Origin of the sequence: Nitrosospira multiformis, assembly GCF_900110185.1 — a bacterium.
Lineage (GTDB): Bacteria > Pseudomonadota > Gammaproteobacteria > Burkholderiales > Nitrosomonadaceae > Nitrosospira > Nitrosospira multiformis_A.
Genome location: NZ_FOCT01000002.1, coordinates 172,080 through 198,965 on the forward strand (window position 1 = coordinate 172,080; position 26,886 = coordinate 198,965).

22 protein-coding genes are annotated in these 26,886 nt (G+C 54.1%); 17 read left to right on the forward strand and 5 right to left on the reverse strand.

All coding sequences use genetic code 11. The annotated features are described in order from the left end of the window. Positions 1–11: 11 nt before the first annotated feature. From carA to bamE, 3 genes are all read right to left on the reverse strand, one after another. Positions 12–1,163 (reverse strand): glutamine-hydrolyzing carbamoyl-phosphate synthase small subunit, encoded by a 1,152-nt coding sequence (carA, locus tag BMY01_RS03070; protein ID WP_074744557.1) that lies wholly within the window; start codon positions 1,161–1,163, stop codon positions 12–14. A gap of 373 nt (positions 1,164–1,536) precedes the next feature. After that, positions 1,537–2,346 carry a 4-hydroxy-tetrahydrodipicolinate reductase gene (dapB, locus tag BMY01_RS03075; RefSeq protein ID WP_074744195.1) on the reverse strand — a complete coding sequence of 270 codons (810 nt, stop codon included), beginning with the start codon at positions 2,344–2,346 and terminating at the stop codon, positions 1,537–1,539. Positions 2,347–2,379: 33 nt separating this feature from the next. Next, positions 2,380–3,105 carry an outer membrane protein assembly factor BamE gene (gene bamE, locus BMY01_RS03080; RefSeq protein ID WP_254772579.1) on the reverse strand — a complete coding sequence of 242 codons (726 nt, stop codon included), beginning with the start codon at positions 3,103–3,105 and terminating at the stop codon, positions 2,380–2,382. 52 nt (positions 3,106–3,157) lie between these two features. Between bamE and fur the strand changes: the two genes are divergently transcribed. The 4 genes from fur (at position 3,158) to ilvC (ending at position 7,236) form a co-directional block, all read left to right on the forward strand. After that, positions 3,158–3,607, forward strand: coding sequence for a ferric iron uptake transcriptional regulator (fur, locus tag BMY01_RS03085; RefSeq protein WP_011379837.1), 450 nt, complete (start codon positions 3,158–3,160; stop codon positions 3,605–3,607). Positions 3,608–3,872: 265 nt separating this feature from the next. Further along, positions 3,873–5,630 (forward strand): acetolactate synthase 3 catalytic subunit, encoded by a 1,758-nt coding sequence (locus BMY01_RS03090; RefSeq protein ID WP_074744199.1) that lies wholly within the window; start codon positions 3,873–3,875, stop codon positions 5,628–5,630. Between the two features lie 8 nt (positions 5,631–5,638). Further along, positions 5,639–6,130: an acetolactate synthase small subunit gene (ilvN, locus tag BMY01_RS03095; protein ID WP_074705277.1), complete on the forward strand. Its 492-nt coding sequence runs from the start codon at positions 5,639–5,641 to the stop codon at positions 6,128–6,130. Between the two features lie 89 nt (positions 6,131–6,219). After that, a complete protein-coding gene (gene ilvC / locus BMY01_RS03100) occupies positions 6,220–7,236 on the forward strand; it encodes a ketol-acid reductoisomerase (protein WP_074744201.1) in 1,017 nt (338 codons plus the stop codon). A 272-nt stretch (positions 7,237–7,508) separates the two neighbouring features. On the opposite strand, the gene BMY01_RS18235 is transcribed toward ilvC, so the two are convergent. Continuing rightward, positions 7,509–8,048, reverse strand: a complete 540-nt coding sequence (locus BMY01_RS18235) for a PEP-CTERM sorting domain-containing protein (RefSeq protein ID WP_074744203.1) — start codon at positions 8,046–8,048, stop codon at positions 7,509–7,511. Between the two features lie 44 nt (positions 8,049–8,092). Then, a complete protein-coding gene (locus tag BMY01_RS18565) occupies positions 8,093–8,221 on the reverse strand; it encodes a hypothetical protein (protein ID WP_302848414.1) in 129 nt (42 codons plus the stop codon). Positions 8,222–8,677: 456 nt separating this feature from the next. Here BMY01_RS18565 and pssA point away from each other — a divergent pair, with 456 nt between their 5' ends. The 13 genes from pssA (at position 8,678) to BMY01_RS03170 (ending at position 26,876) form a co-directional block, all read left to right on the forward strand. After that, positions 8,678–9,454 (forward strand): CDP-diacylglycerol--serine O-phosphatidyltransferase, encoded by a 777-nt coding sequence (gene pssA / locus BMY01_RS03110; RefSeq protein ID WP_074705268.1) that lies wholly within the window; start codon positions 8,678–8,680, stop codon positions 9,452–9,454. Then, on the forward strand, positions 9,451–11,091 hold the full coding sequence (gene pgi, locus BMY01_RS03115; protein ID WP_074744205.1) for a glucose-6-phosphate isomerase: 1,641 nt from the start codon (positions 9,451–9,453) through the stop codon (positions 11,089–11,091). The genes pssA and pgi overlap by 4 nt, the downstream gene beginning before the upstream one ends. 221 nt (positions 11,092–11,312) lie before the next feature. After that, a complete protein-coding gene (tkt, locus tag BMY01_RS03120; protein ID WP_074744207.1) occupies positions 11,313–13,436 on the forward strand; it encodes a transketolase in 2,124 nt (707 codons plus the stop codon). 81 nt (positions 13,437–13,517) lie between these two features. Beyond that, positions 13,518–15,182, forward strand: a complete 1,665-nt coding sequence (gene pgm / locus BMY01_RS03125) for a phosphoglucomutase (alpha-D-glucose-1,6-bisphosphate-dependent) (protein WP_074744209.1) — start codon at positions 13,518–13,520, stop codon at positions 15,180–15,182. A gap of 199 nt (positions 15,183–15,381) precedes the next feature. Beyond that, a complete protein-coding gene (gene zwf / locus BMY01_RS03130; protein ID WP_074744211.1) occupies positions 15,382–16,776 on the forward strand; it encodes a glucose-6-phosphate dehydrogenase in 1,395 nt (464 codons plus the stop codon). A 582-nt stretch (positions 16,777–17,358) separates the two neighbouring features. Next, on the forward strand, positions 17,359–18,171 hold the full coding sequence (locus BMY01_RS03135) for a carbonic anhydrase family protein (RefSeq protein ID WP_254772581.1): 813 nt from the start codon (positions 17,359–17,361) through the stop codon (positions 18,169–18,171). A 222-nt stretch (positions 18,172–18,393) separates the two neighbouring features. Further along, on the forward strand, positions 18,394–18,891 hold the full coding sequence (locus BMY01_RS03140; RefSeq protein ID WP_139176683.1) for a hypothetical protein: 498 nt from the start codon (positions 18,394–18,396) through the stop codon (positions 18,889–18,891). Between the two features lie 51 nt (positions 18,892–18,942). Next, a complete protein-coding gene (locus BMY01_RS03145) occupies positions 18,943–19,344 on the forward strand; it encodes a hypothetical protein (protein WP_139176686.1) in 402 nt (133 codons plus the stop codon). A gap of 503 nt (positions 19,345–19,847) precedes the next feature. Then, positions 19,848–21,440: a hypothetical protein gene (locus BMY01_RS03150; protein WP_074744219.1), complete on the forward strand. Its 1,593-nt coding sequence runs from the start codon at positions 19,848–19,850 to the stop codon at positions 21,438–21,440. 433 nt (positions 21,441–21,873) lie between these two features. Further along, positions 21,874–22,815 (forward strand): carbonic anhydrase family protein, encoded by a 942-nt coding sequence (locus BMY01_RS03155; RefSeq protein ID WP_074744221.1) that lies wholly within the window; start codon positions 21,874–21,876, stop codon positions 22,813–22,815. A gap of 378 nt (positions 22,816–23,193) precedes the next feature. Beyond that, positions 23,194–24,255, forward strand: coding sequence for a cytochrome c oxidase subunit II (gene coxB, locus BMY01_RS03160; RefSeq protein WP_074744558.1), 1,062 nt, complete (start codon positions 23,194–23,196; stop codon positions 24,253–24,255). Between the two features lie 3 nt (positions 24,256–24,258). Next, positions 24,259–26,274, forward strand: coding sequence for a cytochrome c oxidase subunit I (gene ctaD / locus BMY01_RS03165; protein ID WP_074744223.1), 2,016 nt, complete (start codon positions 24,259–24,261; stop codon positions 26,272–26,274). Further along, positions 26,271–26,876: a cytochrome c oxidase subunit 3 gene (locus tag BMY01_RS03170; protein ID WP_074744225.1), complete on the forward strand. Its 606-nt coding sequence runs from the start codon at positions 26,271–26,273 to the stop codon at positions 26,874–26,876. Before ctaD ends, BMY01_RS03170 begins: the two co-directional genes overlap by 4 nt. The last annotated feature ends 10 nt before the right edge of the window (positions 26,877–26,886 follow it).

Consider the following 26,886-nt stretch of genomic DNA (forward strand, 5'->3'; position numbering starts at 1 on the left):
ACTTCCCGGCTTCATATCGCTTTCGTCCGTTTGCTCTCCATCAATCCTGCAAATTTATCGAACAGATAGTCCAGGTCGTGCGGACCCGGACTCGCTTCCGGATGCCCCTGAAAGCAGAATATAGGCTTTCCTGCCAGCTCAAATCCTTGCAAACTGCCATCGAACAAAGATAAATGCGTAACTCTTGCATTTGCCGGCAAAGTGGCCGTATCCACTGCAAACCCGTGATTCTGGCTGGTTATGATCACTTTTCCCGTCTCGAGGTCCTGAACCGGGTGATTGGCGCCATGATGGCCAAATTTCATTTTTATGGTTCTAGCGCCTGTTGCCAACCCTAGCAATTGGTGACCCATGCACACGCCGAAAATCGGTATTTCCTTTTCCAGGAGCCTTCTGGTTGTCTCGATAGCGTAGTCGCAAGGCTCGGGATCACCCGGTCCATTCGAAAGGAATATTCCGTCAGGTTGCGATGCCAGAATCTCGTCGGCGGTTGTCTGCGCGGGGAATACGGTGACTCGGCAGCCGCGCTGCGCGAGCTTGCGCAGAATGTTCCGTTTTATTCCGAAATCCATCGCTGCAACATGAAAACGGGGATGAGATTGAACCGGGTAACCCTGCCCAAGCCGCCATTCCCCTTCGCTCCACTCATAAGGCTGCAAGCAGCTTACCACTTTGGCCAGGTCCATCCCGGCAAGGCCAGGAAATTCCCTGGCCAGCTTCAGCGCCTCCGCTTCGTCCGGCTGACCCGCGATGATGCAACCTGCCTGAGCGCCCTTTTCCCGCAGAATGCGGGTGAGCTTGCGGGTATCGATGTCGGCAATGGCGACTACCCCCTGCTGCCTGAGATACTCCGGCAACGTCTGGGTTTCGCGCCAGTTGCTGGAAGCCAATGGCAGATCTCTTATCACCAACCCGGCGGCATATACCCGATCGATATTGCCGGACTCCACGTCATCCGGATTGGTACCTGTATTGCCTATATGGGGATAAGTGAGGGTAACGATCTGGCGACAGTAGGAGGGATCCGTGAGAATTTCCTGATATCCCGTCATCGAGGTGTTGAAGACCACCTCCCCTGTGCTGATGCCTTCCGCGCCGATGGACATGCCGCGAAAAACTGTGCCGTCAGCAAGCGCAAGGACGGCATACGAATGTTGTGGCACGAAGACTCCTGGGAATTGGGACAAGGCAGAAACGACGCGAAGTTCCGTTTGCGCCGCTTCAAATGTGGAAATTATACGTCCAAAAGGACGATGCTTCAATGAACCGGCGGTGTAGCACAACGAATCCCTTGCGGAGCGGGAATGGGACAGTAAGGGAACAAGGAATGAGGAACAAGACACCTGCTCCTATAGAGGCCTTCCCAAACCTGGGCTGTCGTATTCGCCTCTCACAAATCGAAAATTTCCGTCGGATCCCCCCGCTGCATCCGTGCACTCAATCCCCGGGGTACTTCCCGAGGATCCGAGGACTCGGAAGAGAATGCACTGGAAGCGAGGACGAATGCGAAACGAATGCGAGGGCGGAAGCCGCCGCTTACTGCCTCAGCCCCAACACGTCCTGCATGTCGAACATGCCGTTCCGTTTATCCGCGAGAAAGCGGGCAGCTCTCAACGCACCCTCGGCAAATGTCGCCCGGCTGCTTGCCTTATGGGAAATTTCGATACGTTCGCCGGTTCCCGCGAACATGACGGTATGATCCCCTACGATATCTCCGCCGCGAACGGTAGCAAAGCCGATGGAACCTGCCACCCGCTCACCCGTATGGCCCTCGCGGCTGTAAACGGCGACCTCGGAAAGTCCTTTACCCAGAGCTTTTGCCACCACCTCGCCCATCAGCAACGCAGTGCCGGAAGGAGCATCCACCTTGTGGCGGTGATGAGCCTCGATAATTTCTATGTCATAGTCCTCATTCAGGACCCTGGCCGCCGTCTCCAGCAGTTTCAGAGTGACATTCACGCCCACGCTCATATTAGGCGCCAGCACGATGGCAATGTCCCGAGAGGCAATCCAGAGCGCTTCTTTCTGCTCGGGCGAAAAGCCGGTTGTGCCGATTACCATTTTTATGTTTTTCTCACGGCAGCGGGCAACGTGAACCAGCGTCCCATCCGGCCGGGTAAAGTCTATCAGCACTCCGCTTCCATCAAGCGCCGTATCGACGTTATCGGTTATTTCAATACCGCAGGGCGCCCCGATCAACTCTCCTGCGTCCTTTCCAAGATAAGGACTCCCGCTTCGCTCGAGAGCGGCGCTCAAGCGCATGTCCGGAGCCCGTTCAACGGCCTCCAGTAAGGCGCGTCCCATGCGCCCGGAACTTCCAGCCACAGCAATATTCAATGTCGACATTCCTTGTCTGATAAACTGACTTGCAAAATTATCCTATTCCTTTGGCTGATCCGCATCCATAATTCCGGTATCCGTCGCCCGCGAGGGTACTTGCCGGGGCCCCGGTTTCTCCGGCAAGGGTGACTCTGGAGCAGCACTCGAAGAAACTTCGGCCGAACCGGCTGAGAGAGATGCCGCCGGGGAAGGAGGGGGTGAGGCAGGCAATGCGGGCAAGATGGGCACAGTGCCCATTGTTTCAGTGCCGGCCGAAATGGACGCCGAAGGAGGTGCTGAAAGAGGCGCTGCAAGCGGCACCTCGGGGGGCACTTGAGCCGGGACCGAACTGGCGCTCTTTTCCATGACTGCCTCCCCGGGCGCTACGGTTGATTCAGGCGAAGTACCTGCCTCCGGCGCCTGAGGTTGAGACTGAAGAAAGGCAACCGGAGCAGTGAACGAACCATCGATACGCACCAGATGATCGTCTTCAAAAAAGATCGTGAGCTTTCTCTGCTCGACCAACTTTCCTCTCTGCTCAAACCGGTACAGATAATCCCAGCGATTTTCATGGAACGCATCGCTGATCATGGGTGAGCCCAGCGCAAAGCGTACTTGCGAACGAGTCATGCCGGGCTTCAGCTTGTTCACCATTTCCTGGGTAATGACATTACCCTGCTGAATCTCTATCTTGTAGAGCAAGGAAGGAACCGATGAACACCCCGCGAGCAGCAAAACAGCCAACGTGATAATTCTTGCGCGCATCGCGGCGACGTAGGTTTCCAAAGCAAACTTAACGTTATATGATACAGCAAATAACTTGACGATTGGATGCGCTATGAGTAATCCGAGCAATCTTAAGACCATGGGCTTGAAGGCTACGCTGCCGCGCCTTAGAATACTGAGTCTGTTCGAAAGCAGTCCTGTCAGGCATCTCTCTGCGGAAGATGTTTACAGAACGCTCATCAGCGAAGGCGATGATATCGGTCTGGCCACGGTCTACCGGGTACTGACCCAGTTTGAACAGGCCGGGTTGCTCGAGCGCCACCATTTTGAAGGCGGCAAGGCAGTGTTTGAGCTTGCCAGCGACGCCCATCATGACCATCTGGTCTGCCTGCAATGCGGCAGGGTGGAAGAGTTTTATGACGCCGAAATCGAGAAGCGTCAGATTAAAATTGCCCGTGAACGCGGATTTGCCATACACGAGCACTCGCTTTCACTTTACGCGGATTGCATCAAGCCCTCATGTCCGTATCGAAAAGGGGATGAAAAGGATAGTAAAAGTTAAGCTTTTCATCCCTTCATGGAGCGCAGAGTCAAGTATCGTGACATTATGGCCCGGTACGGCGGTTGTATGCGCATGTTCTTCAGAAGCAGGGTCTTGAGACCCGCCCTGCTCTGATTCATGGCTTCCTGATCTGTCATTCCTGAGCCGCTTGCGAATTACGCGGCGGATAAGGTTTTAGCGCGTTTGAAATTGCCCCGTATACCTGTCTACCTGTCGATTCCATACTCGAACTGTTGACCAAAAGTCACCTAACCGTTACTGTTTAATGTTTAACCCAACATATATTGCCGATATTCAACATCTTGAAACGCAGGAAAGCATGAGCGCGGATCTGACGGGCGCCGAAATTACGGTGCGTTGCTTACAAGAGGAAGGGGTAGAACATATTTTCGGCTATCCCGGGGGCGCTGTGCTGTTCCTGTATGACGAATTGTTCAAGCAGGATAAGGTCAGGCATATCCTGGTGCGGCACGAACAGGCCGCGGTACATGCCGCGGACGGCTATGCCCGCTCCAGCAACAAGGTAGGGGTGGCGCTGGTCACTTCCGGACCGGGCGTGACCAATGCCGTGACCGGCATCGCCACTGCCTATATGGATTCGATTCCCCTCGTCATCATCAGCGGCCAGGTGCCCACCCATGCCATCGGCTTGGACGCGTTCCAGGAGGTCGATACCGTAGGCATCACGCGTCCCTGCGTGAAGCACAATTTTCTGGTGAAGGATGTCGCAGAGCTTGCCGTTACCATCAAGAAAGCGTTCTATATCGCTTCGACAGGGCGTCCCGGTCCAGTGCTGGTCGACATCCCGAAGGACGTGAGCCAGCAGAAAACAAAATTCGTTTATCCCGAGCGTGTCACGATGCGCTCCTATAATCCGAATATCCGGGGGCACGCCGGACAGATCAAAAAAGCCGTTCAACTGATCCTGGAAGCCAGGCGTCCGATGATCTACACCGGCGGGGGAGTCATCCTCAGCGATGCCGCTTCCCGGTTGACGGAACTCGTCCGCCTGCTGCGCTTTCCCTGCACCAACACATTGATGGGCTTAGGGGGTTATCCCGCAACGGACCGCCAGTTTGTCGGCATGCTGGGCATGCATGGCACTTACGAGGCCAACATGGCGATGCAGCATTGCGACGTGCTGGTGGCGGTAGGTGCCCGTTTCGACGATCGCGTCATCGGCAATCCCAAGCATTTCTACAATCCGGACCGCAAGATCATCCACATAGATATCGATCCTTCCTCCATTTCGAAGCGCGTCAAAGTGGACGTGCCTATCGTCGGCAATGTCCCCGATGTGCTGGATGAACTCATAAAGCTGCTTGAACTGCGCAAGGAAAAACCCGATCAGAGCGCTCTTGACGCCTGGTGGGCGCAGATCGATTCATGGCGGGAGCGCGACTGTCTCAGGTATGACCGCACAAGCGCGATCATCAAACCGCAGATGGTGGTGGAAACGCTCTACAAGGTAACGAATGGCGATGCCTTCATTACCTCGGATGTCGGTCAGCACCAGATGTGGGCAGCGCAATTTTACAAATTCGACCTGCCGCGGCGGTGGATCAATTCCGGAGGGCTTGGAACGATGGGTTTCGGTCTGCCTTCGGCCATGGGTGTTCAGATGGCTAATCCAGGCGCCCACGTAGCCTGCATTACCGGCGAAGCCAGCATCCAGATGTGCATCCAGGAGCTGTCGACCTGCAAGCAATATCACCTTCCGCTCAAGATCATCAACCTGAATAACCGCTATATGGGAATGGTGCGGCAGTGGCAGGAGTTCTTCCATGGCAACCGCTATGCGGAGTCCTACATGGATGCGCTGCCTGATTTCGTGAAGCTGGCGGAGAGTTACGGCCATGTCGGCATGCGGATCGAACAGCCCGGCGATGTCGAAGCCGCTTTACAGGAGGCATTCAAGCTCAAGGGCAGGTTGGTGTTCATGGATTTCGTCACCGACCAGACCGAAAACGTATTCCCGATGGTGCCGGGCGGCAAGGGTCTCTCTGAAATGATTCTGGTATAAAAACAAATATGCGGCATATCATTTCACTTTTGATGGAAAACGAAGCAGGCGCCCTGTCTCGCGTCGCCGGCCTGTTTTCTTCACGTGGCTACAATATCGAATCGCTTACCGTCGCCGCTACTGAAGATTCCACCTTGTCTCGCATGACGCTGGTCACCACCGGGTCTGACGACGTGATCGAGCAGATCACGAAGCAACTGAACAAGCTCATTGAAGTGGTCAAAGTGGTTGACTTGAGTGAGGGCAATCACATCGAGCGCGAACTGATGCTGATCAAAGTGCGGGCGGTTGACCATGATCGCGAGGAGATAAAGCGTATGGCTGATATTTTTCGCGGTCGCATCATCGATGTCACCGACAAGTCGTACACGATCGAATTGACGGGTACCGGTTCCAAGCTCGATGCATTCATCGAAGCCATGAATCACACGACCATTCTGGAAACGGTACGCACCGGTGCATCCGGCATCGGTCGCGGCGAACGGATATTGAAGGTTTAACCAAATCCAGCAGCAGTTGCGCCGGGAAGAGCCGAGCCTTGCGGGCTTGCGTTTAACGGCGCTTTTCTATTTTGAACATAAAGGAAATCATGAACGTTTATTACGATAAAGACGCCGACTTGTCGCTCATTCGGGACAAGAAAGTCACTATTGTCGGCTACGGGTCGCAAGGTCACGCCCACGCCAATAATCTGAGCGATTCCGGCGTGGCGGTAACAGTTGGCCTGCGCAAGGAGGGAGCTTCCTGGGGCAAGGCGGAAAAGGCCGGCCTTACCGTCAAAGAGGTGGCTGAGTCGGTAAAAGATGCAGACGTCGTGATGGCCCTGCTGCCCGATGAGCAGATTGCTGCCGTATACGCGACCGAAATCGAACCCAACCTCAAGAAAGGCGCTACTCTTGCCTTTGCCCATGGCTTCAATATTCATTATGGCCAGGTAGCGCCCCGGGAAGATCTAGACGTCATCATGATCGCTCCCAAGGGGCCGGGTCACCTGGTACGCTCCACCTACCTCCAGGGCGGGGGCGTGCCTTCACTTATTGCAGTGCATCAGGACAAGTCCGGCAGGGCACGTGACTTGGCGCTCTCCTATGCCGCAGCCAATGGCGGTACCCGGGGCGGCGTGATCGAGACCAATTTCCGCGAGGAAACCGAAACCGATCTGTTCGGCGAACAGGTCGTGCTGTGTGGTGGTCTGACTGCCTTGATCCAGGCTGGCTTCGAAACCCTGGTGGAAGCCGGGTACGCGCCGGAGATGGCCTATTTCGAATGTCTGCACGAAGTCAAACTGATCGTCGACCTGATCTATGAAGGCGGTATCGCCAATATGCGCTACTCCATTTCCAACAACGCCGAGTATGGAGATATTTCGCGCGGCCCCCGTGTGATCACCGACGCCACCCGTGCTGAAATGCGCAAGATTTTGCGCCAGATTCAGACAGGGGAATATGCCCGCGAATTCATCCTTGAAAATCGCGCCGGCGCACCCATGCTCAAAGCCAGCCGTCGTCTCGCATCTGAGCACCAGATCGAACAGGTGGGCGCCAAACTGCGTGATATGATGCCCTGGATCAAAAAGAACAAGCTGGTCGATCAGGCGAAAAATTAGGAAGCCAGTTGGGAGAGGGTAGTAGTGCTGTTGTTCGGCTACCCCTCACTCTATAAGAGACGTAGACCGTTCTCTGCCAGAAGTAGAAATAGATTGAATGCCTATGGGAGTGTCACGTATTGATGGACAATCCTGATGATCTAGTAGCCATTCTCAAACGTCTCCCTCTTCCTCATCACAGGAATTTGAAAAAGGGTCTCAAACAATTCAGCATGCAACCCCCCCGCCCAAGCGGGGTTTGCATGCTGAACTGAATGCGCCTGTGAACCCGTCTATGCCTTCCTGCGGGGCGCCATAAAAACCATCATGCCCAGACCAGCTAGAAACATGGCGTAGGTTTCCGCTTCTGGAATGGGAGAAACCGTATAGCCAAAAAACGAAGTTGTTGCGCCGTCAGTCCCAGCCCTATTATCTCCGAAAGTATAGGTAAACGAGACATCAAAACGTTTTGCCTCGTTTGGTGCCAATGAACCTAATGAAAAAACAGGGATAAGATCCGTTGTATTACGGGTTTCGGGCGGTTGGCCCATTCCACTCTGACAACTGGGCGAGCCGGAGAAACATGGCTCCGTCAACGGGAGTTGCTGGCTTCCGCTCAAATCCGCAAGTTCCCCCATGGCTACGGTGTTCGCAACCGGGCTTGTTAATTTAACGGTCAGGCTGGTTCCAGTATTGTTGAAGTTGCTGGTGTACCACCCGTTTAGGTCATTGCGCCATTCCATGGGCAGGTAAGTCTCGCCAACCTTCTGCCATGCGAAAGGAATCGTGAAGTTCAATTCTGGCAAGGAATTCGCAGTGGTGTTTTGAACCAAAAGATTTTCGACTGTGTAGACGTTCCCATTGGTATGGGGTGCAGTTAATGAATCGCGACCCCAAGCAGAAGAGGGATCATCCCGAAAAGTATATGCAGCTCGGGAACGGTAAAAGTAAGGGATGTGGCTATTATTGCCAGACTGGATAACCGTCTCAAAAGCTTGGTATTCATATTTAGCTCCTAATTGTTGTTATTCCTATACCCACTTCAAGCAAAATAGACCTCCAGTCAGGGCTGTACAATAGTCCAGGCGGACTACCGAATGCGCATTGTTGAAGTAGCGCTTCATTCCGGGACGAGTGTTTTAACTTGCACTGGTTTGAAACGCTGGAAGAGGTCAAAGCAATCATCGAAGACTGGCAGCGGGACTAAACGAGAGTCGGCGTCACCCGACTCTCAATGACCTGACATTGGCTGAATTTGCAAACAGGGCGAGCATTCTAAGACCTGTTTCGATTTACACCGCCGAAAACCAACTCCCGGAATGGCCCTGAAAACCCCAGCGGATTATCCTCGTCAAGGACTGGCATTTTTGCCGGTCACATTTTCTGAGGCCAACCTGGTGGTGTTTACCGCCGCCCGATAACCGTTTAACATGCATCTATCTCCCTTCGGGATTGCATCAAGATGCAGGAATCTCAGTCGCGCCCTGTTTTCGAAGCCAAGCTGCGCCGGCGGGGCATTTATCTGTTGCCCAATCTCTTCACCACCGGTGCCCTGTTTGCGGGGTTCTATGCCATTGTCCAGGCAATGAATGGACGCTTCGAGCACTCCGCCGTGGCGATTTTTATCGCGATGGTATTGGATGGGCTCGATGGCCGCGTCGCCCGCCTCACCCATACGCAAAGCGAATTTGGCGCGGAATACGACAGCCTTTCCGATATGGTTTCGTTTGGCGCCGCACCTGCGCTCGTAATATACGAATGGGCGCTGAAAGGGATGGGCAAATGGGGCTGGATCGCTGCTTTTATCTATTGCGTCTGCGCTGCCCTGCGCCTCGCGCGTTTCAATACCAATATTGGAATTGTGGACAAGCGCTATTTTCAGGGTCTACCCAGTCCCGCAGCGGCTGCCCTCATTGCTGGGCTCATATGGCTCATGCTGGATTTTGACATAGCGGGCACAGATGTACGATGGCTCGCCTGGTGCATTACCCTGTTCGCAGGCCTGACTATGGTGAGCGATATTCCCTACTACAGCGGCAAGGAAATCAATCTGCGCAAGTCGGTGCCATTCATCACTGCCCTGTTATTGGCGCTGTTCTTTTTTGCATTGATTCCGAGTCATCCACCGGTCGTGCTGTTCTGCCTGTTTTTTCTGTACGCCTTGTCGGGTTATGCCATGTGGACTTGGCGGCGACTGGCCAAAAGAAAACGAAAGATGATTGAGGGACAGCAAGCATGACGAAACCCATGATCACGCCCCTGACGCAAAGGCCTGCCTGGAAGGCACTGGAAGCGCACTACCAGACGATCAAAGGCATGCATTTGCGTCAGCTCTTCGCTGACGACCCGAAGCGGGGTGAGCGATTTACGGCCGAGGCCGTCGGCCTGTACTTGGATTATTCGAAAAATCGCATCACTGATGAAACGCTTCATCTACTGGTGCAGCTTGCCGAAGAATGCGGCCTGCGCGAGCGCATTGAAGCTATGTTCAGGGGCGACGCCATCAATATGACGGAGCAGCGTGCTGTACTCCACATTGCCTTGCGCGCGCCTCGTAATGAAAAAATCCTCGTCGACGGAAATGACGTTGTGCCCGGGGTGCATGACGTGCTCGACCGTATGGCGGATTTCTCCGACAGGATACGTAGCGGGGACTGGCAGGGGCATACTGGCAAGCGAATTCGCAATATCATCAATATCGGTATCGGCGGCTCCGATCTGGGCCCGGTCATGGCGTATGAAGCGCTGCGCCACTACAGTCTGCACAATCTCAGCTTTCGTTTCATCTCCAATGTTGATGGCACAGATTTCGTGGAGGCTACACGGGGTCTTGATCCCGAAGAAACCCTGTTCATTATCTGCTCCAAGACATTCACGACCCCAGAAACGCTGACCAATGCCCACACCGCCCGGCGATGGATGCTGCGACAGATAAAGGATCTGGATGGGGTGCGCAAGCACTTCGTCGCTGTCTCCACCAATGCGGAGGAAGTAGCCAGATTCGGCATCGATACCGCCAACATGTTCGAATTCTGGGACTGGGTAGGTGGACGCTATTCCATGGATTCCGCGATCGGGCTCTCGACCATGATTGCCATCGGCCCAGAGAATTTCCGTGAGATGCTCGCCGGCTTCCACGCAATGGATCAGCACTTCCATTCCGCTCCATTCGACAGGAATCTTCCCGTCCTGATGGGGTTGCTGTCACTCTGGTATAACAATTTCTTTGGCGCGCAGACACTCGCCGTGCTGCCCTACGAGCAATATTTGAAGCGCTTTCCGGCTTACCTCCAGCAACTGACAATGGAGAGCAATGGAAAGCACATTACACTGGCTGGCTCCCAGGTTGACTATCAGACCTCACCTATCGTGTGGGGGGAACCCGGCACCAACGGACAACATTCGTTTTACCAGCTCATCCATCAGGGAACCCGATTGATTCCCTGTGATTTTATCGGCTTCTGCCAAACCCTGAACCCCTTAGGCGATCACCATGACCTCCTCATGGCGAATCTGTTTGCCCAGACCGAGGCGCTTGCTTTCGGAAAAACGGAAGATGAAGTCAAAGCCGAAGGTGTCCCGGACTGGCTTTGCCCGCATCGCAGTTTTGAGGGTAATCGTCCCACCAATACAATACTTGCCGAGCGCCTCACACCCCACACCCTCGGTGCCCTTGTCGCTCTTTATGAGCAGAGTGTTTTTACGCAGGGAACAATCTGGCAGATCGATTCGTTCGATCAATGGGGTGTCGAACTCGGCAAAGTGCTCGCACGCTGCATCGGGCAGGAACTGGAGGATGAAAACGGCGAGCCACTAAAACATGATAGCTCAACCAATGCCCTGATACAGCGGTACAACAGGCTGAAACAAAAATAGCTGTGAACATTGGCTCCTGTCGGGAGTCGAAAAGTATGGTTTTCTACCACTTCCCTTGCGCGTCGGCCTCCACTGCGACGGTCGGGGAAACCCGTAATATATTCGTATACTCGCACTTTATATATTGACGGGAGACGGAAAGCGCATTGCTCACAGCCCCATGGAATCCCATTAACGGATTTCTGTAATTCGCGTAAGGTTGCTTTTACGGGAGCACTCTCATGAGCGAACAGACCGATCTGGACCAAATCTGTATCAACACGCTTCGCAGCCTCTCCATCGACCAAGTGGAAAAAGCCCACTCCGGTCACCCCGGTACACCAATGGGCGCAGCTCCTACAGCCTTTTGTCTCTGGCAGCGCTTTCTGCGTTACGATCCGGATAACCCGGACTGGCCCAATCGCGACCGTTTCATACTTTCTGCCGGTCACGCTTCAGCGCTGCTCTACAGCCTCCTCCATCTGACAGGAGTAAAGGGAACGAGTCCCTCTTACGAGGGTGAAGACCGGCTGGCGGTGACGATGGATGACCTCAAGACATTTCGCCAGGCAGGCAGCCGTTGTACCGGCCACCCGGAATATGGATGGACTTCAGGAGTGGAAACGACGACGGGACCGCTGGGCCAGGGCACCGGGGCCAGCGTCGGCATGGCTATAGCCGGGCGGTGGCTTGCGGACACTTACAACCGGCCCGATTTCGAATTGTTCAAGCACAACGTTTATGCCTTGTGCAGTGACGGCGACATGATGGAAGGCGTCAGCAGTGAGGCGGCATCCCTGGCAGGGCATCTCAAGCTTGGAAACCTGTGCTGGATATATGATGATAATCGCATCACGATCGAAGGATCGACCGATCTCACCTTCACGGAAGACGTAGCCGCGCGGTTTTCCGCATACGGGTGGAGTGTCGCTCACGTGGATGATGCAAATGGGTTACCGCTCCTGGCGGGGGCTTACGAGACGTTCCTGCGCACCGATGATCGTCCCACCCTGATCATCGTGCATAGCCATATCGGTTATGGGGCGCCGCACAAACATGACTCGCGGGAAGCGCATGGCGAACCGCTCGGGCCTGAAGAATCTCGCCTCGCCAAGGAATTCTATGGGTGCGACCCCGACAAGCAATTTTATGTACCGGATGGAGTCCGGGAGTACTTCCAGACAGGGTTCGGTGAGCGCGGCAGAGCTGCACACGCCGCCTGGCGCACACAGTTTGATGCCTATCGGAAGCAATATCCGGATCTGGCGGAGCAGATCGACCGCATGCAGCAACGCGGCTTGCCGGCAGGTTGGGATAGCGAACTACCGACCTTCCCCGCAGACGAGAAAGGTATGGCCACCAGGGAGTCATCCGGCAAGGTACTGAATGCCATTGCCGGGAAAATTGCCTGGTTGCTGGGCGGAGCGGCCGATCTCGCGCCTTCCACAAAAACGGAACTGAAAGGTGATTTCTACGGACAGTTTCAGCCGCCTGAACAGTACGAAAACGCCAAGGGTAACTACCGTGGGCGCAATTTTCACTTCGGCTTACGCGAGCATGCCATGTGCGCCATTGCCAACGGAATGAGCCTATCGAAATTGCGTCCCTATGCAGCGAGCTTTCTCGTATTCAGCGACTACGGGCGAGCGGCGCTCCGCCTGAGCGCAATGATGGAGATTCCCATTATCTACGTCTGGACCCATGATTCCATCAGCCTGGGAGAGGACGGCCCCACCCATCAGCCCATCGCGCATCTGGCTTCCCTGCGGGCCACCCCCGGTCTAGTTGTTCTGCGGCCGGCGGATGCGAATGAAGTGGTGGAAGCGTGGCGGCTGATCATGCAACTCACTGACCGGCCCGTTTGCCTGATACTGACGCGGCAGGCAGTGCCGACTCTCGACCGGACCCGTTATGCACCCGCAAGCGGCCTTGCTCGCGGCGCCTACGTATTGGCCGACGCCAAAGACGGCAGACCGGCCGTGCTGCTGCTGACGACTGGAAGCGAAGTCGCGCTTTGTATAGCTGCCCACGAACAGCTCAAGAAAGAAGGAATATTATCACGCGTGATCAGCATGCCATCATGGGAAGTTTTCGAACATCAAGACCAGGAATATCGGGACGAAATTTTGCCCCCAGGGATATTGGCGCGCGTGGGGGTTGAGGAGGCGTCGGGCTTCGGATGGGAGCGCTATACAGGCGCAGGCGGCTGCATCATTGCCATGCATTGCTTCGGCCTATCCGCGCCGGCAAAAGTTGTTGCGCGACGCTTCGGATTCGAACCCGGACACATCGTCGCAGCGGCCAAGGAGCAGATTGCCCGGCACAATACGAAGAGTACGAAAAGCGAGAGCGAAAAAGCCTGCTGAGCTTCGCATGCTCGCGCTCCCGTCGGTGCCCGTTGCCAGTTCCCAGCGGGATGAGAAAAGTCTGCTGCTTAAAAAAACAACATGAAAATAAATCCTAACGCCGGAAAACCCGCCCAACCCGAGATGCTGGTGAATGTGCCCCGGCTTGTCACCGCCTATTATACCCGTATCCCCGACCCGAACCTGCCCGCCGAGCGCGTTGTGTTCGGAACTTCCGGACATCGTGGTTCGGCATTGGATGGTAGTTTCAATGAATGGCACATTCTCGCCATTACGCAAGCGATCTGCCAATACCGCAAACAACACGATATCAACGGTCCCCTGTTCCTCGGGGTCGATACTCATGCATTGTCGGAACCTGCCTATGCAAGCGCTCTGGAAGTGCTGGCCGCTAATGACGTGGAAGTCATGCTTGCCGCGAACGACGAGTATACGCCCACTCCCGCTGTTTCCCATGCCATACTGACTTACAACGAGGGCCGCACGCATGGGCTGGCAGATGGCATTGTCATCACACCTTCCCACAACCCTCCTGAGAGCGGGGGTTTCAAATACAATCCGCCACATGGAGGACCGGCTGGAGTCGAGGTCACCTCCTGGATCGAATCCAGCTCCAACACCTTCCTCGAAAGGAATCTGGCAGATGTAAAGAGAATGTCTTTCGAGAAATCGTTGCGTGCGGATACCACCCACCGGCACGACTTCCTCAACAGTTACGTTGCCGATCTGCAAAACGTTGTGGATACGAAAGCCCTATCCGATTCGAAGATCCACATGGGTGTTGACCCGCTTGGCGGCGCGGGCGTTCACTACTGGAACGCAATCGCGGAGCGCTACAAGCTGAACATGACCGTGGTCAACAACCAGATAGATCCGACTTTCCGTTTTATGACCTTGGATTGGGACGGCAAAATCCGCATGGACCCCTCTTCCCCGTATGCGATGCGCGGCATGCTGAATATGAAAGATCGCTTCGACATTGCTTTCGCATGCGATACCGATCATGACCGGCATGGAATCGTTACCCGGAGCAGCGGCTTACTTCCTGCGGATCATTATCTTTCTGTTGCCGTCCACTACCTCTTCCAGTCCCGCCACGAGTGGACCTCGAATACCGCAGTTGGCAAAACGGTGGTAAGCAGCCAGATGATTGACCGTGTGACTGCCGCGCTCGATCGCAAGCTCTATGAAGTACCGGTCGGCTTCAAGTGGTTTGTGGAGGGTTTGGGCAACAGGTCACTTGGTTTTTGCGGAGAAGAAAGTGCGGGAGCCTCGTTCCTGCGCATCAATGGCAAAACCTGGACAACCGATAAGGATGGCATCGTGGCAGCACTACTCTCCGGTGAAATACTGGCGCGCATGGAGCGCGATCCAGGCGAGATATACAGCGGTTTTGAACGCGAATACGGGCGATCCGAGTTCCAACGGATCGACGCTCCGGCCACCCCCGAGCAGAAGAAAACTTTGAGCAGGCTGTCGCCGGATCAGATAAGGCATACTGAAATAGCAGGCGAGGCAATTCACACTATTCTCACTTGCGCACCCGGCAACAATGCTTCCATCGGTGGTATCAAGGTCATCGCCGATAACGGATGGTTTGCGGCGCGTCCTTCCGGCACGGAAGATATCTACAAAATTTATGCTGAAAGCTTTTTGGGAAAAGACCATCTGCATCGCATCGTGACGGAAGCTCAAACAATCGTCGAGGAGGCATTCACAGGGACCCGCAAGGGCGACCCTGAATAAGTCTTGCTTGATGCTCCGTCTTTTTCTTTTGGGTGGTAGAACGATTGCCCCATCGAATTTCTGGCGACTTTGCAGGGTATCCATGCCAAAAGTCGTTCAGCAAGTTAGAGTTTTTGTACCGGCATTCCCACTGTAGCCGGTCAATCGACAGCTCCGGAACAGACTTCGTCTTTTACTGCAGGAAGGGAGGAGTGACGAATTGCAAAAAACCAATGACTACACCCAGCCATCCGATGCACTGGTGCTGTTTGGAATAACGGGTGACCTCGCTTATAAAAAGATCTTTCCGGCACTGTACGCAATGATCAAAAAGGGCATGCTCAATGTGCCGCTGGTCGGGGTCGCCTCGACACCCTGGAACCTCGACCAACTCAAGGAACGAGCAACCCAATCCATCAGCGACTCCGGAAAGATCGATGACAAACCGGCGCTGGATCACCTCTTTTCCTTGCTGCGATATGTGCGTGGAGACTACAACAACCTCGATACGTTCAAGGAACTCAAACAGACTCTGGGAGATGCACGTCATCCCGTGCACTATCTCGCCATCCCCCCTCTTCTTTTTGAAAATGTCATAAGAGGTCTTGGTGCGCTCGATCTGGCCGCGGGGGCGCGCGTCATTGTGGAAAAACCTTTTGGACGGGATCTTGAGTCAGCACGTGAACTGAACCGTATTGCACGCTCCGTATTCCCCGAGGAAGCGATATTTCGCATCGACCATTTTCTCGGGAAAGAGGCGATCATGAATATTCTTTATTTCAGATTCGCCAATTCATTTCTGGAACCGATATGGAATCGTAATTATGTAGCCAGCGTGCAGATTACATTGGCTGAGGAATTCGGAGTTGAAGAACGAGGCGCATTTTACGAATCCGCCGGCTGCCTGCGCGACGTGATCCAGAATCATCTTTTCCAGATTGTTGCGCTGCTGGCCATGGAACCTCCCGCTTATCGCGGTCTCGGAACGGTCCAAAGCGAAAAAATCAATATATTCCACGCGATGCGCCCCCTTGTACCCGAGGACCTGGTGCGGGGACAATATGTAGGTTACCGCCAGGAACCAGGCGTGGCGGAGGACTCGGATGTCGAGACATTCTGCGCCCTGCGGCTTTTCATTGACTCCTGGCGCTGGGAAGGCGTCCCTTGGTATCTGCGTTCCGGCAAGTGTCTGGCCAAGACTGCTGCGGAGGTCCTTGTCCAGTTGAAGCCGCCGCCGCAAAAGCTTTTTGCTGATTCGGCAAGCGCCGCGTGTGACGCCAATTACCTCAGGTTCCGCCTGTCTCCAGTCTCAGCGGTTGCCATTGCAGCGAGAGTCAAGCATTCAGGAAAAGAGTTCAAAGGCGATCAGCAGGAGTTGTGCCTGGTCGAGGAGCACTTCGGGCGTGAATCGCCTTATGAACGCCTCCTGCATGATGCAATGATTGGCGACGACACTCTGTTTACCAAGAGGGAGGCGGTGGAGGCATCCTGGACGGCCCTCGATCCTGTACTCAAGACATATCCTCATGTCCTGCCCTACGAGCGCGGCAGTTGGGGTCCGCCCACAGCCGACGTCCTGATTAAGCCGGATGGCTGCTGGCACAATCCGGGGTAGGCGCCTCCAGCCTGTCAATACTTGTTTCGTGGGCGTGAAACAAGTGTTGGCAGGTCCTATTGATCCGACCTGAAAATCCCATGAATCTCGTATTTCGGGCTTGATCCGGAATCCAGCCCAAACCCATGACAGTGTACTTTGAACGTCACGGGATACCGGCTTCTGCCGGTATGACGTTTGTACTGTTTGCTCGCTGAATTAATAGTTTGGCTGAGATTTCTCCATCTCCCTGTTCACCCAAACCCTTGGTCTCCATTCGCTCTGAGCCTGCTGAGGGGCTGTAAGAAGCTCCTGATGTTTTCCCACCACCCATCCTCATGCAAAACGCAGTTTGCATATCATCTTGCTCTTTTCAGAGACCTTCCTGTCCTTCTGATGCGAAGAGCTCCTGACAAAATTTTTACAATTCAGGGACATTAAATTCACAACTGCTGTGCTAGTTTAAGGTGGCAACAACATCTTATTCATTTTTCATAACCCGGCGTGCATAATGCGCGTCATAATTCTGGAGAGTTGATGAATATGTCATTGTTACGCTTATCGCGGCAAACCGCACTCTTTTCAGCCCTTTTGGTGTTTGGAATGTCAACGTCGCACGCGGAAGTCACTCCATCGGCTTTGGCGATGATGGAGTCACAAAGTCCCATCGATTTTCGCTCGGATAGCACCTATTTCGGCCGCCTGCCGGCGCTCAACTTCAACCTGAGTTCGGACACCTCACTCGATGTCATCAACAACGGTTCGCCGGATCCTGAAAAAACCGCAGTACGAGGCAATGTCAATCCCGGTGCAGGTTCCCTCACGCTTTCCGGTCATGACTGGGAGCTTGCCCAGTTTCACTTTCATACCCCTTCCGAGCATTTGTTGAATGGCGTGGCATCTCCAATGGAAATGCATCTCGTCTTCAGCGACAGCAATGACAACCTTCTCGTAGTTGGCCGATGGGTCCAAGCCTTCCAGGACCCCGACGCATTCAACAGTGATCTCGATCCGATTTTCTCCCAGATTCCGCAGAACACTTCCGAGACACTCCATATCGACCACTTCAACCTCAATACGCTCATTCCCTCCAACCTGGAATCTTTCCGCTATTCCGGTTCGCTGACCACGCCTGATTTTGATGAAGGTGTCAGTTGGGTGATGTTATCGCAGCCGCTATTCATGTCTTCGGAGCAAATCAATGCATTCAGCTCACTGTTTCCGGAGGGGGATGCACGCGAAGTTCAGGCCCTTAACGGACGCATCGTCCTGACGGATGTGCCTGGATTCGTCACCGCAGTTCCCGAACCTGAAACTTACGCGATGATGCTCGCAGGGTTATGCCTCATGGCATTTGTTGCCAGGGGTAAAAACAAGCCGTTAACTGGTCATGTACCCACCGGTTCTGTTGCATGAGGCAGGCTGTATTGTGCTTGGATCCGTGTAACCTTCATTTTTGAAAATCGTGAAGCAATAGGGATGAGTACCTAAGGTAGGTACTCATCCACCTCAAATAGTCTTTTTGCACCGTTCTCCCCGGAGTTTTGAGGATTTCGACAAATCCGCAAAATCTGTCTTGACCGTGCACCCTCAAGCGCGCACCATTCGCTCTATCCCTCATTTGAACGAAGGTGGACCATGAAACACCCACGGATACTGAAAACCGGGGCGATGCGAGCCGCATTCGCATTATTTGCCGGCGTCGTCATATCTGGTGCTGCAGGAATGTCGCAGGCGCAATCGGGTGTGTCGGACCGCGCAAACAGATGGGTACAGGATATATTTGTCGATACGAACCAGCGGAATCAATCGCTGGAAAAGGATGCGCTGGGCTGGGAGCTTCCCCCGGGGACCAATGAAGAAAAGGGAAGCAGGACTGAAAAGGGAGAGAGTGATAAGGCTTCTGTTGATAAGGCTTCTGTTGCGCCCCAGCAAACAGATCAGGCAAATGCCGCCGAGGGATGGGAGGCGCCTGCGCAGGGTTCCGAGTCCGGATCCGGTTCATGCAAGTATGCATCGCCCGAGCAGGAGGATTTTCTGTGCAAAATGGTACGCATCCTGTATGGACCTGATACGCCCCGCGGACCCAATCGCGAGATGGACGAGAATATTTCCGCAGGCGGCGCGGGAGGCTGATTCCGCTTTAAGCAGCAAATGAGCGCCTGCTCCAATCCAGGAGGGTTGATCTTGAAAAGCACTTTCCGCTCCTTCCTCTTCGGTTGTTTGCCGTTTTTTTCGGTCGCTGTCCTGTCCCTTCCGGTCGCTGCCGATACGCCCGGGGATGAACGCCCATCTCCGTCCGCTTCCCCGACACTGATTGCATTCCATCAGAACGATGCGCAGATCGATTGCCAGGAAGCGACATCTGGAAATGCTGTCTCTCCGAATGGGAAAGCGGCACCCAGGCACGAGAATGCGTCAGAAGAGGGACAGACTGCAGAAAAAAGTACCGCTCCCTGCCCGCAGGATACCGAGCCTCGGAAAGACCTCCTGCATAAAATTCTCCGCTTCTTCGTGGCGCCTGCCCCCAGCCGCCCAAACCCGGACGTAGACACCAATATTTCAGCGGGAGGTGCGGGTGGCGGCTGAGAGCCGGAATCGGACCCGAAAACCTGTTTTCTGCTGTTATCAGGTGGCGCGCGAGCACCCTTTTCCGCTTTTGAGATGTTCCACACCTCATTCCCCAGGTCTGGTTTTCGTGTCGTCGCGTCCCTTACCGCCCCACCGAATCTGACAGCTCGCTCTTCTACTTTCCCTGCCGGGGCCTTCAACTATTCGTTCATTTCCAACGAAACGGATCAGTTTCTTCCGGGACTCGTTGAAATTTTCCAATGTAATTCTTTACCCCCATGAGACCCGATTCTTCCAAAAATACCTTGTCATAGACGTTTTGCATACGGGTTTCCCGTGTATATACTGTATTTCATTTTTGTCTATTCTCCTGCTTTTTCGTAGGAAATTCACTATTTCTTCACTTTTGAATGACATTTTCTTGACATATGCCATGTTATTTTTCCCCCATAACCTCAGCATTTCCCACTTTTGTAATGTGGGTAATTAAGCATGTGGCATAACTATAAAGGGAGCGTCAAATGAAATATAAACCTTCGCTTGTGTTGTTATCGGGTTGCCTGCTTGCAGCTCCGCTGTATGCCGAAGAAAAACCAGCGTCTTCAGACCCCGATACCGCAGCGTCTTACGTCATCGACCTCTATGTCGATACCAAAACAAAACAGATTTATGCCGAGCCTGGAGAAGGACGTGTCCGCATGGGTTCCTTTGAAAAAGTTTCGGAGAAACCGGCAAAACCCGTGACCACCTCGAGCCAGGATGGGGTCGTTGCTGACGGCAAGGCAAAGGGCGAGGGAGGCGTGCTGGTGCGCGACGTCCCGAAATCCGTGGAAAAATCCCAGGAAAAACCCCAGGGAGGATATGGATACGCGAACTGGAAAGAGAAGGACCCGTTCAAGTTCAACCTGAACCCGGATGGAAGCCAATACATCAAATTCGGCTTCCTGAATCAGGTATGGGCGCGATATGAACAAACCAACCCCGGCTCCACTGTGCTGGGTGAGTCAGTAGACGATGTCACTGACATCAGCCTGCGTCGTACGCGTTTTGTATTACAGGGGCAATTGACCGATCGGGTATATTTTTATACCCAGTACGGGATGAATAATTTTAATTTCCTAAGTCAGAACGCCGATAACAGAAAGCTTCAATCCTTCTTTCACGATGCCTTTGGCGAATTACGGCTGACGCAGGGACATCAGATGATCGTGGGGGGTGGTCTCGTCATGGCCAATGGTCTCTCCCGCTTCAGCAGTCCCAGCGTGAGCACGATCATGACGATGGATGTGCCTCTGCTGGCTCAGGCAACTGCTGATCGTACCGACCAATTCAACCGTAAGCTGAGCGTCTACCTGAGAGGCCAGATCGGTCCCCTCAACTATCGCGTCACGGCAAGTGACCCGTTCCCCATCAATACTGCCGGGCTTCCTCCTGAAATCATTTCCCCGGTAAACGCCCAATTTGCTCGAACCGGCCACAGGAAACAGTACCAGGGGTTCTTCATGTGGAATTTCTGGGATAAGGAACCGATGACCAATCCGTACATGCAGGGTACCTATCTGGGCAAGAAAAGCATCCTGAACCTGGAAGCAGGTTTCATTACACAGAAAAATGCAACCTGGACTGGCCTTACGGAAGCCACAGCCCAGTTCCACGATATGAATTTATGGTCGGTTGCAGCCTATCTGGATGCCCCGGTAGACAAAGTGAAGGAAACGGCGATATCCGCTTATATCGGTTACTTCAATACCAATTATGGCCCCAACTATCTGCGCATGAACGGCAACGGGGTGAACCCGGCCAGTGTCGGCGGCAATGCCTTCCCCATGTTTGGCACAGGCAATCAATGGTATGGGCAAATAGGATATCTGCTGCCCAAGGACCTCCTTGGTGGAAACAATGGTCAGCTGATGCCTTACTTCTCTTTCATCAGCGCAGATTTTGACCGTTTGCATGATCAGATGAATGTATTCAATGGCGGGATAAACTGGCTGATCAAGGGACATAACAGCAAACTGACTTTCGATATCCAGAACCGGCCCATATTCAACGCAGCCGGACAAAAAATTTCAAACAGGAATCAATTCGTTCTGCAATATCAGATTGCCTTCTGACAGTTTCATCTGTTATGAGCCCCCTTCACTTGCGTGGAGGGACCTGGACGAGTCGAACGTCAAGAATTGAATCAACTTCCATTTCAACAAGAGTCTGCAATACAAGGCTAACGAAAGTCTGACAAAGCAGGCCATTCGCCCTGTGCGGTCCGTAACCATCACCGGCTGCATAAAAAGGGCCCTTCCGTCACCACCCGGTGTCGTTCTTCGCAAGGTTTCAAGCCTGCAGCAGGTTTCGTGCGTGGAGCGGCCGCGGACTTCGGTGGCTCATAACAACAGCGACTGGCCAAGCACCAGCTCATCTTCTCCGTCTGTTCCAACCGGCTGCTCTCCGATCTGACGAGCGCTGGAACCGATCATTCGGAATTTCTCAAGCTTTTAGAACTTTCATCCTATAAACCCTATGAACATCTATTTTTCGTGAGGTCATTTTATGAATGAAACATCTCGATCCCTGAGGGTGGCCGTGCTTGCCGCCGTCCTTTTCTTGCTGGGCTTCAACACCGCATATGCGGGTACGCTGGCGAGCAATCTGGAATTGATGGAAGCACAAAGTCCGATCGATATTCGCTCGAATAGCACCTATTACGGAAATCTGCCCAAGTTGAACTTCAGCCTCAGTTCCGATACTGCGCTTACCGTGATCAATAACGGCTCCCCTGATCACGAAAGTACTATCAGGGCTAATGTCAGTCCCGGCGAAGGAACCTTGATGTTGTCAGGACATCAATGGAACCTTGCTCAATTCCACTTTCACACTCCCTCGGAGCATTTGATAAATGGTCGAGCCAGTCCCATGGAAATGCACCTCGTCTTCAGCGATGCTGCGAACAATCTACTCGTGGTCGGCCGGGATATCGAGCAAGGTCTCTTCAAGAACCAGGCACTCGCTCCCATTTTCTCCGATTTGCCGAAAACTACTGAGGAAACACTGAATATTGAGCACTTCAACCTGAACAATCTTCTGCCGAATTATCTCGGTTCTTTCCGCTACTCCGGTTCTCTGACGACGCCGCCTTTTACAGAAGGAGTAAGCTGGGTTGAGCTGGCTTCTCCGCTATATCTATCCGGGAGTCAAATCAATGCCTTCAAGTCCCTGTTTCCCGAAGGCAATTCGCGCGAGATTCAGGATTTGAACGGTCGCATCGTGCTTACCGACGTGCCTGGCTTCGTCAGCATCCATGATGACTCCGATCCCAATCTCCTGGGTACACTGATCCCTGGCCTGGAAGCAAGCGTTTCTGTCACGGCCGACTTATCCAAACTCGCGACGAGCGTTCCCGAACCGTCATCCTATGGCATGCTCCTCGCCGGGCTCGCGGTAATCAGTTTTATTGGCTGCAAGCGTGGGTCAAGACTCGCTGGAGCCACCTGAATCGCATTTCAGATCCCGCGTTTCCGATCGGTTCCAGTAATGTAGCGCCTGTTTTCCGGCCTCCCTCCCAACCGCAAACTGAAAGAGCATGAGGGACCCCCCCTGAACAGGAGTGCTGACCTGTTCAGGGGTTTTTTTTGAAACTCTACGTACGCTAGCGCACAGAAGCATGGAATGAGCAGCGTAGAATCTTTGAAAACACTGCGATATCGTCGGTCCCTGAATGCTGGAAAGTGTATCCTGACCGCACGCCAGCCCAGGTTAACCGGTCGCGGACCTCGATATTCTCTTGCAGTCCGTTCGGCCTTTGGTCACTCCGTCGCAGTCGGAATCGTGCTTATCGCTGCATCTCTGCGTACACTGGAGTTGGTCAAGCCCATGAAAGCTTCCAAGTCAGGTTTCAATTCCAGGTCGGCAATAAAAAACCTACGTTTCCGGATAACGCTTCTGGCGCTATCCATGGTCGCTGCAAGACCATCCGAAGCAGCAGACACGCTCAGCACCCCTTTAAACTATTTCCTCCACAGCTACGGACCTGCCGCCACACCCGTAATGCATCTGGGGTGGCTGATGACGGCTTTGCTCTCCGCCATTACCCTTATCGTCATACTGCTACTGGTAATCGCCATAGTTCGCAAGCGCAGCTCTGCCGACTCCGGCATGATCGGCGCCGAGAGCGGAGGACTCAAATGGGTTTATATCGGCACAGGGATTTCCACCTTCATACTGGCGGGGCTCACCGTTTATTTCCTGACCGTGCTCAATGCAGTTGCCAAGCCCACCGAGACTCCAGCCCTCACCCTGACTGTAACGGGTTACGACTGGTGGTGGAACATTGAATACGAGCATGCCGATCCGGGGAAACGTTTTGTGACCGCCAATGAAATTCATATACCTGTAGGCAGACCGGTGCTGCTCAAGTTGAAAAGCGCGGACGTCATTCACGCATTCTGGGTACCCGTACTCGCCGGAAAAACTCAAATGATCCCCGGCTTGGTCAATCAGAAGTGGATTCAGGCAGACGTGCCCGGCATTTATGCCGGTCAATGCGCACAATTTTGTGGAGCGGCCCATGCCCATATGAATCTGGAAGTGATTGCAGAAAGCGATCGGGATTTCGAGAAATGGCAAGAGGCGCAGCGCCGCGCGGCTTTCCCGGTGTCAGAACACAATGAGCATGGATACAAGCTGTTCATGGATCGCTGCGGGGGATGTCATGCAGTGCGTGGAACAGAAGCGGAAGGCCTGCACGGTCCTGATCTCACGCATCTGAACTCGCGCGGTCGCATTGCTGCCGGACTGTTGACCAATACACCGGATCACTTGATGGAGTGGATTACCCGCGCCCAATACTTCAAGCCGGGAGCACGCATGCCAAGTATTGCATTATCGGACAGTGAAGCTTCAGCACTGGCCTCCTATCTTTCGACATTGGACTAGAGTATGGCTGCTATCGGCGCCACCCGGCATCGCATCGACCCCCCTCTCGAACGGATCCCGGAAGTGGGACGTATTCCCGCGGGATCTCCAATCGAAGCGCGTCTGGAGAAGATCTGGGAGACGGCGCCAGGTTGGCGCGGATCGCTCTCCACAGTAGACCATAAAACGATCGGGGTACGATATCTCGTCACGGCCTTTCTTTTCCTCGTGATCGGCGGAATCGAAGCGCTGTTCCTGCGCATCCAGCTTGTCGGGCCGGAGATGGGATTTCTGACGCCGGAGCAATACAACCAGCTTTTCACGATGCATGGCGTGACCATGATTTTCCTCTATGCATTGCCGGTTCTGTCCGGTTTCTCCAACTACCTCTGGCCGCTTTTGCTCGGTTCCAGGGATATGGCCTTTCCGCGCCTCAATGCACTTTCCTACTGGATTTTTCTGTTCGCCGGCCTCTTCATGTACATCAGCTTCCCTCTGGGGCAGGCGCCGAATGCGGGCTGGTTCAATTATGTGCCCTTCTCTGGCCCGGTATATAACACCGGACCTAATATCGACGTCTTTGCGCTCGGCATGGTGTTGCTCGGAATTTCCACAACGGTAGGGTCGGTTAATTTCGTGGTTACGCTGTTCAGGATGCGGGCCCCGGGCATGACCATAAACCGCGTCCCCATCCTGGTGTGGGGAACGCTCACCGCCTCCGTGGCTAACCTGTTCGCAATCCCTGCCGTTAGCCTCGCGTTCTTTCTGTTGTGGCTTGATCGTCAGATAGGCGCCCATTTTTTTGATGTGGCAAATAACGGTCAGCCCCTGCTTTGGCAGCACTTGTTCTGGATTTTCGGCCATCCCTGGGTCTATGTCGTCGTGCTTCCGGCAATGGGCATCGTTTCCGATGCCCTGCCTACATTCTGTCGCCGGCCGCTCGTGGGTTACACTGCAGTGGCGCTGGCCACCATGGCAACCATGCTGCTCGGTTTCGGGGTGTGGGTCCATCATATGTTCGCCACGGGTTTGCCGACAGTGGCTCTGTCGATTTTCGGTGCCGCCAGCATGGTCATCTCCATTCCCAGCGCGGTCGCCGTCTTCGCCTGGATTGCGACCATCTGGCTGGGAAAACCCGTATTCAAGACCCCTTTTCTGTTTTTTGCCGGTTTCGTCGCGCTGTTCATCATCGGCGGGATGTCGGGAGTAATGACAGCCGCGGTGCCGCTCGACTGGCAACTTAACGAAACCTACTTCATCGTGGCGCACCTGCACTATGTCCTGCTCGGGATCAACGTGTTTCCGGTGGTAGGAGCGATCTACTACTGGTTTCCCAAATTCACCGGGCGCATGATGAGTGAAAAACTGGGCAAGTGGAGTTTCTGGACCATGTTTATCGGATTCAACGCCGGATTTTTTCCAATGCATATCGCTGGACTGCTCGGGATGCCGCGCCGCATTTATACCTATCCCTCCCGCATGGGGTGGGACGAAGTCAACCTGATTACGACTGTCGGATCCTTCATATTCGCCGTTGGCGTGCTGATCTTCCTCGTCAATGTCGTCCTCAGCGTGAAACGTGGAGCGCGGGCAGGCGCCAACCCGTGGGATGCGCCGACTCTGGAATGGGCAGTATCTTCCCCGCCGCCCGCTTATAACTTTGCGACTATTCCTACGATTGCCAGCCGGCACCCGTTATGGGAGGGGCGGATCGAAGGAGAAGAAGAACATAGCCGGACCAAACTGGAAGAAGGTTACCTGCTGATGCGGGGCCGGGAAACACTCGGCACCTCGCCCATCGATGCAAAGCCGGTTGTCATCCTTAAAATGCCGGAGGATTCCTATACCCCTTTCCTTGTCGGTTTGTTCGTCTCGTTGCTATTCGTCGGCCTGTTGCTGCATTCATGGACATTCACTGCATTGATGACGGCCTTAAGCTGTGCCGCGTTGAGTGTCTGGATGTGGCCGCGCAGGAACCTGGGGCAGCGTACTACCAGGCACGACCCAGCCTCTGCCGGAAGAGGAGGAGAAGGCCCATGAGCGAGACTGCCCCCGTTGTCACCCCTTTGCCGGTGGGAAGCGCCGGTAAGCTCTCCGGCGGATGGTGGGGAGTGATCGCGCTCATCGTAACCGAGGCTTCCCTGTTCGGATACTTGCTGTTCACCTACTTCTACCTCGCGGCACAAACAGGACAGGACTGGCCCCCGACCGGATTGCCGGGCCTGCTCATTCCGGGCATCAATACCATCATTCTGCTTGCCAGTAGCGCTGCTTTCTGGGCGGGAGAACGGCGCATCCGGCAAGGTGGAACACGATCCAGCATTTTCGGATTTATCGCCGCGATTGCCTTGGGTAGCGCCTTTGTCGCGATACAGCTTCTGGAGTGGAAAAACAAGACATTCAGCATCAACTCCGACCTGTACGGATCACTCTACTTTACGATCACCGGCTTTCACTTGTGCCATGTGATTATCGGACTGGGAGTGCTTTTGCTCCTGCTCGCCTGGACCATGATGGGTTATTTTGACCACAAGCGTCATGTTGCAATCACCATCGGCGGGGTTTACTGGCATTTTGTCGATGTCGTCTGGCTGTTCGTTTTCTCCGCCTTATATTTGTCTCCTTATCTCCAGCGCGGATGATCTTCAAATG

What these genes read in the sequence shown, in the direction of transcription:
- dapB (WP_074744195.1), bottom strand. Translation starts at nt 2,346, where the DNA reads ATGTCGACATTGAATATTGCTGTGGCTGGAAGTTCCGGGCGCATGGGA.
- fur (WP_011379837.1), top strand. Translation starts at nt 3,158, where the DNA reads ATGAGTAATCCGAGCAATCTTAAGACCATGGGCTTGAAGGCTACGCTG.
- BMY01_RS03090 (WP_074744199.1), top strand. Translation starts at nt 3,873, where the DNA reads ATGTTTAACCCAACATATATTGCCGATATTCAACATCTTGAAACGCAG.
- ilvN (WP_074705277.1), top strand. Translation starts at nt 5,639, where the DNA reads ATGCGGCATATCATTTCACTTTTGATGGAAAACGAAGCAGGCGCCCTG.
- ilvC (WP_074744201.1), top strand. Translation starts at nt 6,220, where the DNA reads ATGAACGTTTATTACGATAAAGACGCCGACTTGTCGCTCATTCGGGAC.
- BMY01_RS18565 (WP_302848414.1), bottom strand. Translation starts at nt 8,221, where the DNA reads ATGAATACCAAGCTTTTGAGACGGTTATCCAGTCTGGCAATAATAGCC.
- pssA (WP_074705268.1), top strand. Translation starts at nt 8,678, where the DNA reads ATGCAGGAATCTCAGTCGCGCCCTGTTTTCGAAGCCAAGCTGCGCCGG.
- pgi (WP_074744205.1), top strand. Translation starts at nt 9,451, where the DNA reads ATGACGAAACCCATGATCACGCCCCTGACGCAAAGGCCTGCCTGGAAG.
- tkt (WP_074744207.1), top strand. Translation starts at nt 11,313, where the DNA reads ATGAGCGAACAGACCGATCTGGACCAAATCTGTATCAACACGCTTCGC.
- pgm (WP_074744209.1), top strand. Translation starts at nt 13,518, where the DNA reads ATGAAAATAAATCCTAACGCCGGAAAACCCGCCCAACCCGAGATGCTG.
- BMY01_RS03135 (WP_254772581.1), top strand. Translation starts at nt 17,359, where the DNA reads ATGTCAACGTCGCACGCGGAAGTCACTCCATCGGCTTTGGCGATGATG.
- BMY01_RS03140 (WP_139176683.1), top strand. Translation starts at nt 18,394, where the DNA reads ATGAAACACCCACGGATACTGAAAACCGGGGCGATGCGAGCCGCATTC.
- BMY01_RS03150 (WP_074744219.1), top strand. Translation starts at nt 19,848, where the DNA reads ATGAAATATAAACCTTCGCTTGTGTTGTTATCGGGTTGCCTGCTTGCA.
- BMY01_RS03155 (WP_074744221.1), top strand. Translation starts at nt 21,874, where the DNA reads ATGAATGAAACATCTCGATCCCTGAGGGTGGCCGTGCTTGCCGCCGTC.
- coxB (WP_074744558.1), top strand. Translation starts at nt 23,194, where the DNA reads ATGAAAGCTTCCAAGTCAGGTTTCAATTCCAGGTCGGCAATAAAAAAC.
- ctaD (WP_074744223.1), top strand. Translation starts at nt 24,259, where the DNA reads ATGGCTGCTATCGGCGCCACCCGGCATCGCATCGACCCCCCTCTCGAA.
- BMY01_RS03170 (WP_074744225.1), top strand. Translation starts at nt 26,271, where the DNA reads ATGAGCGAGACTGCCCCCGTTGTCACCCCTTTGCCGGTGGGAAGCGCC.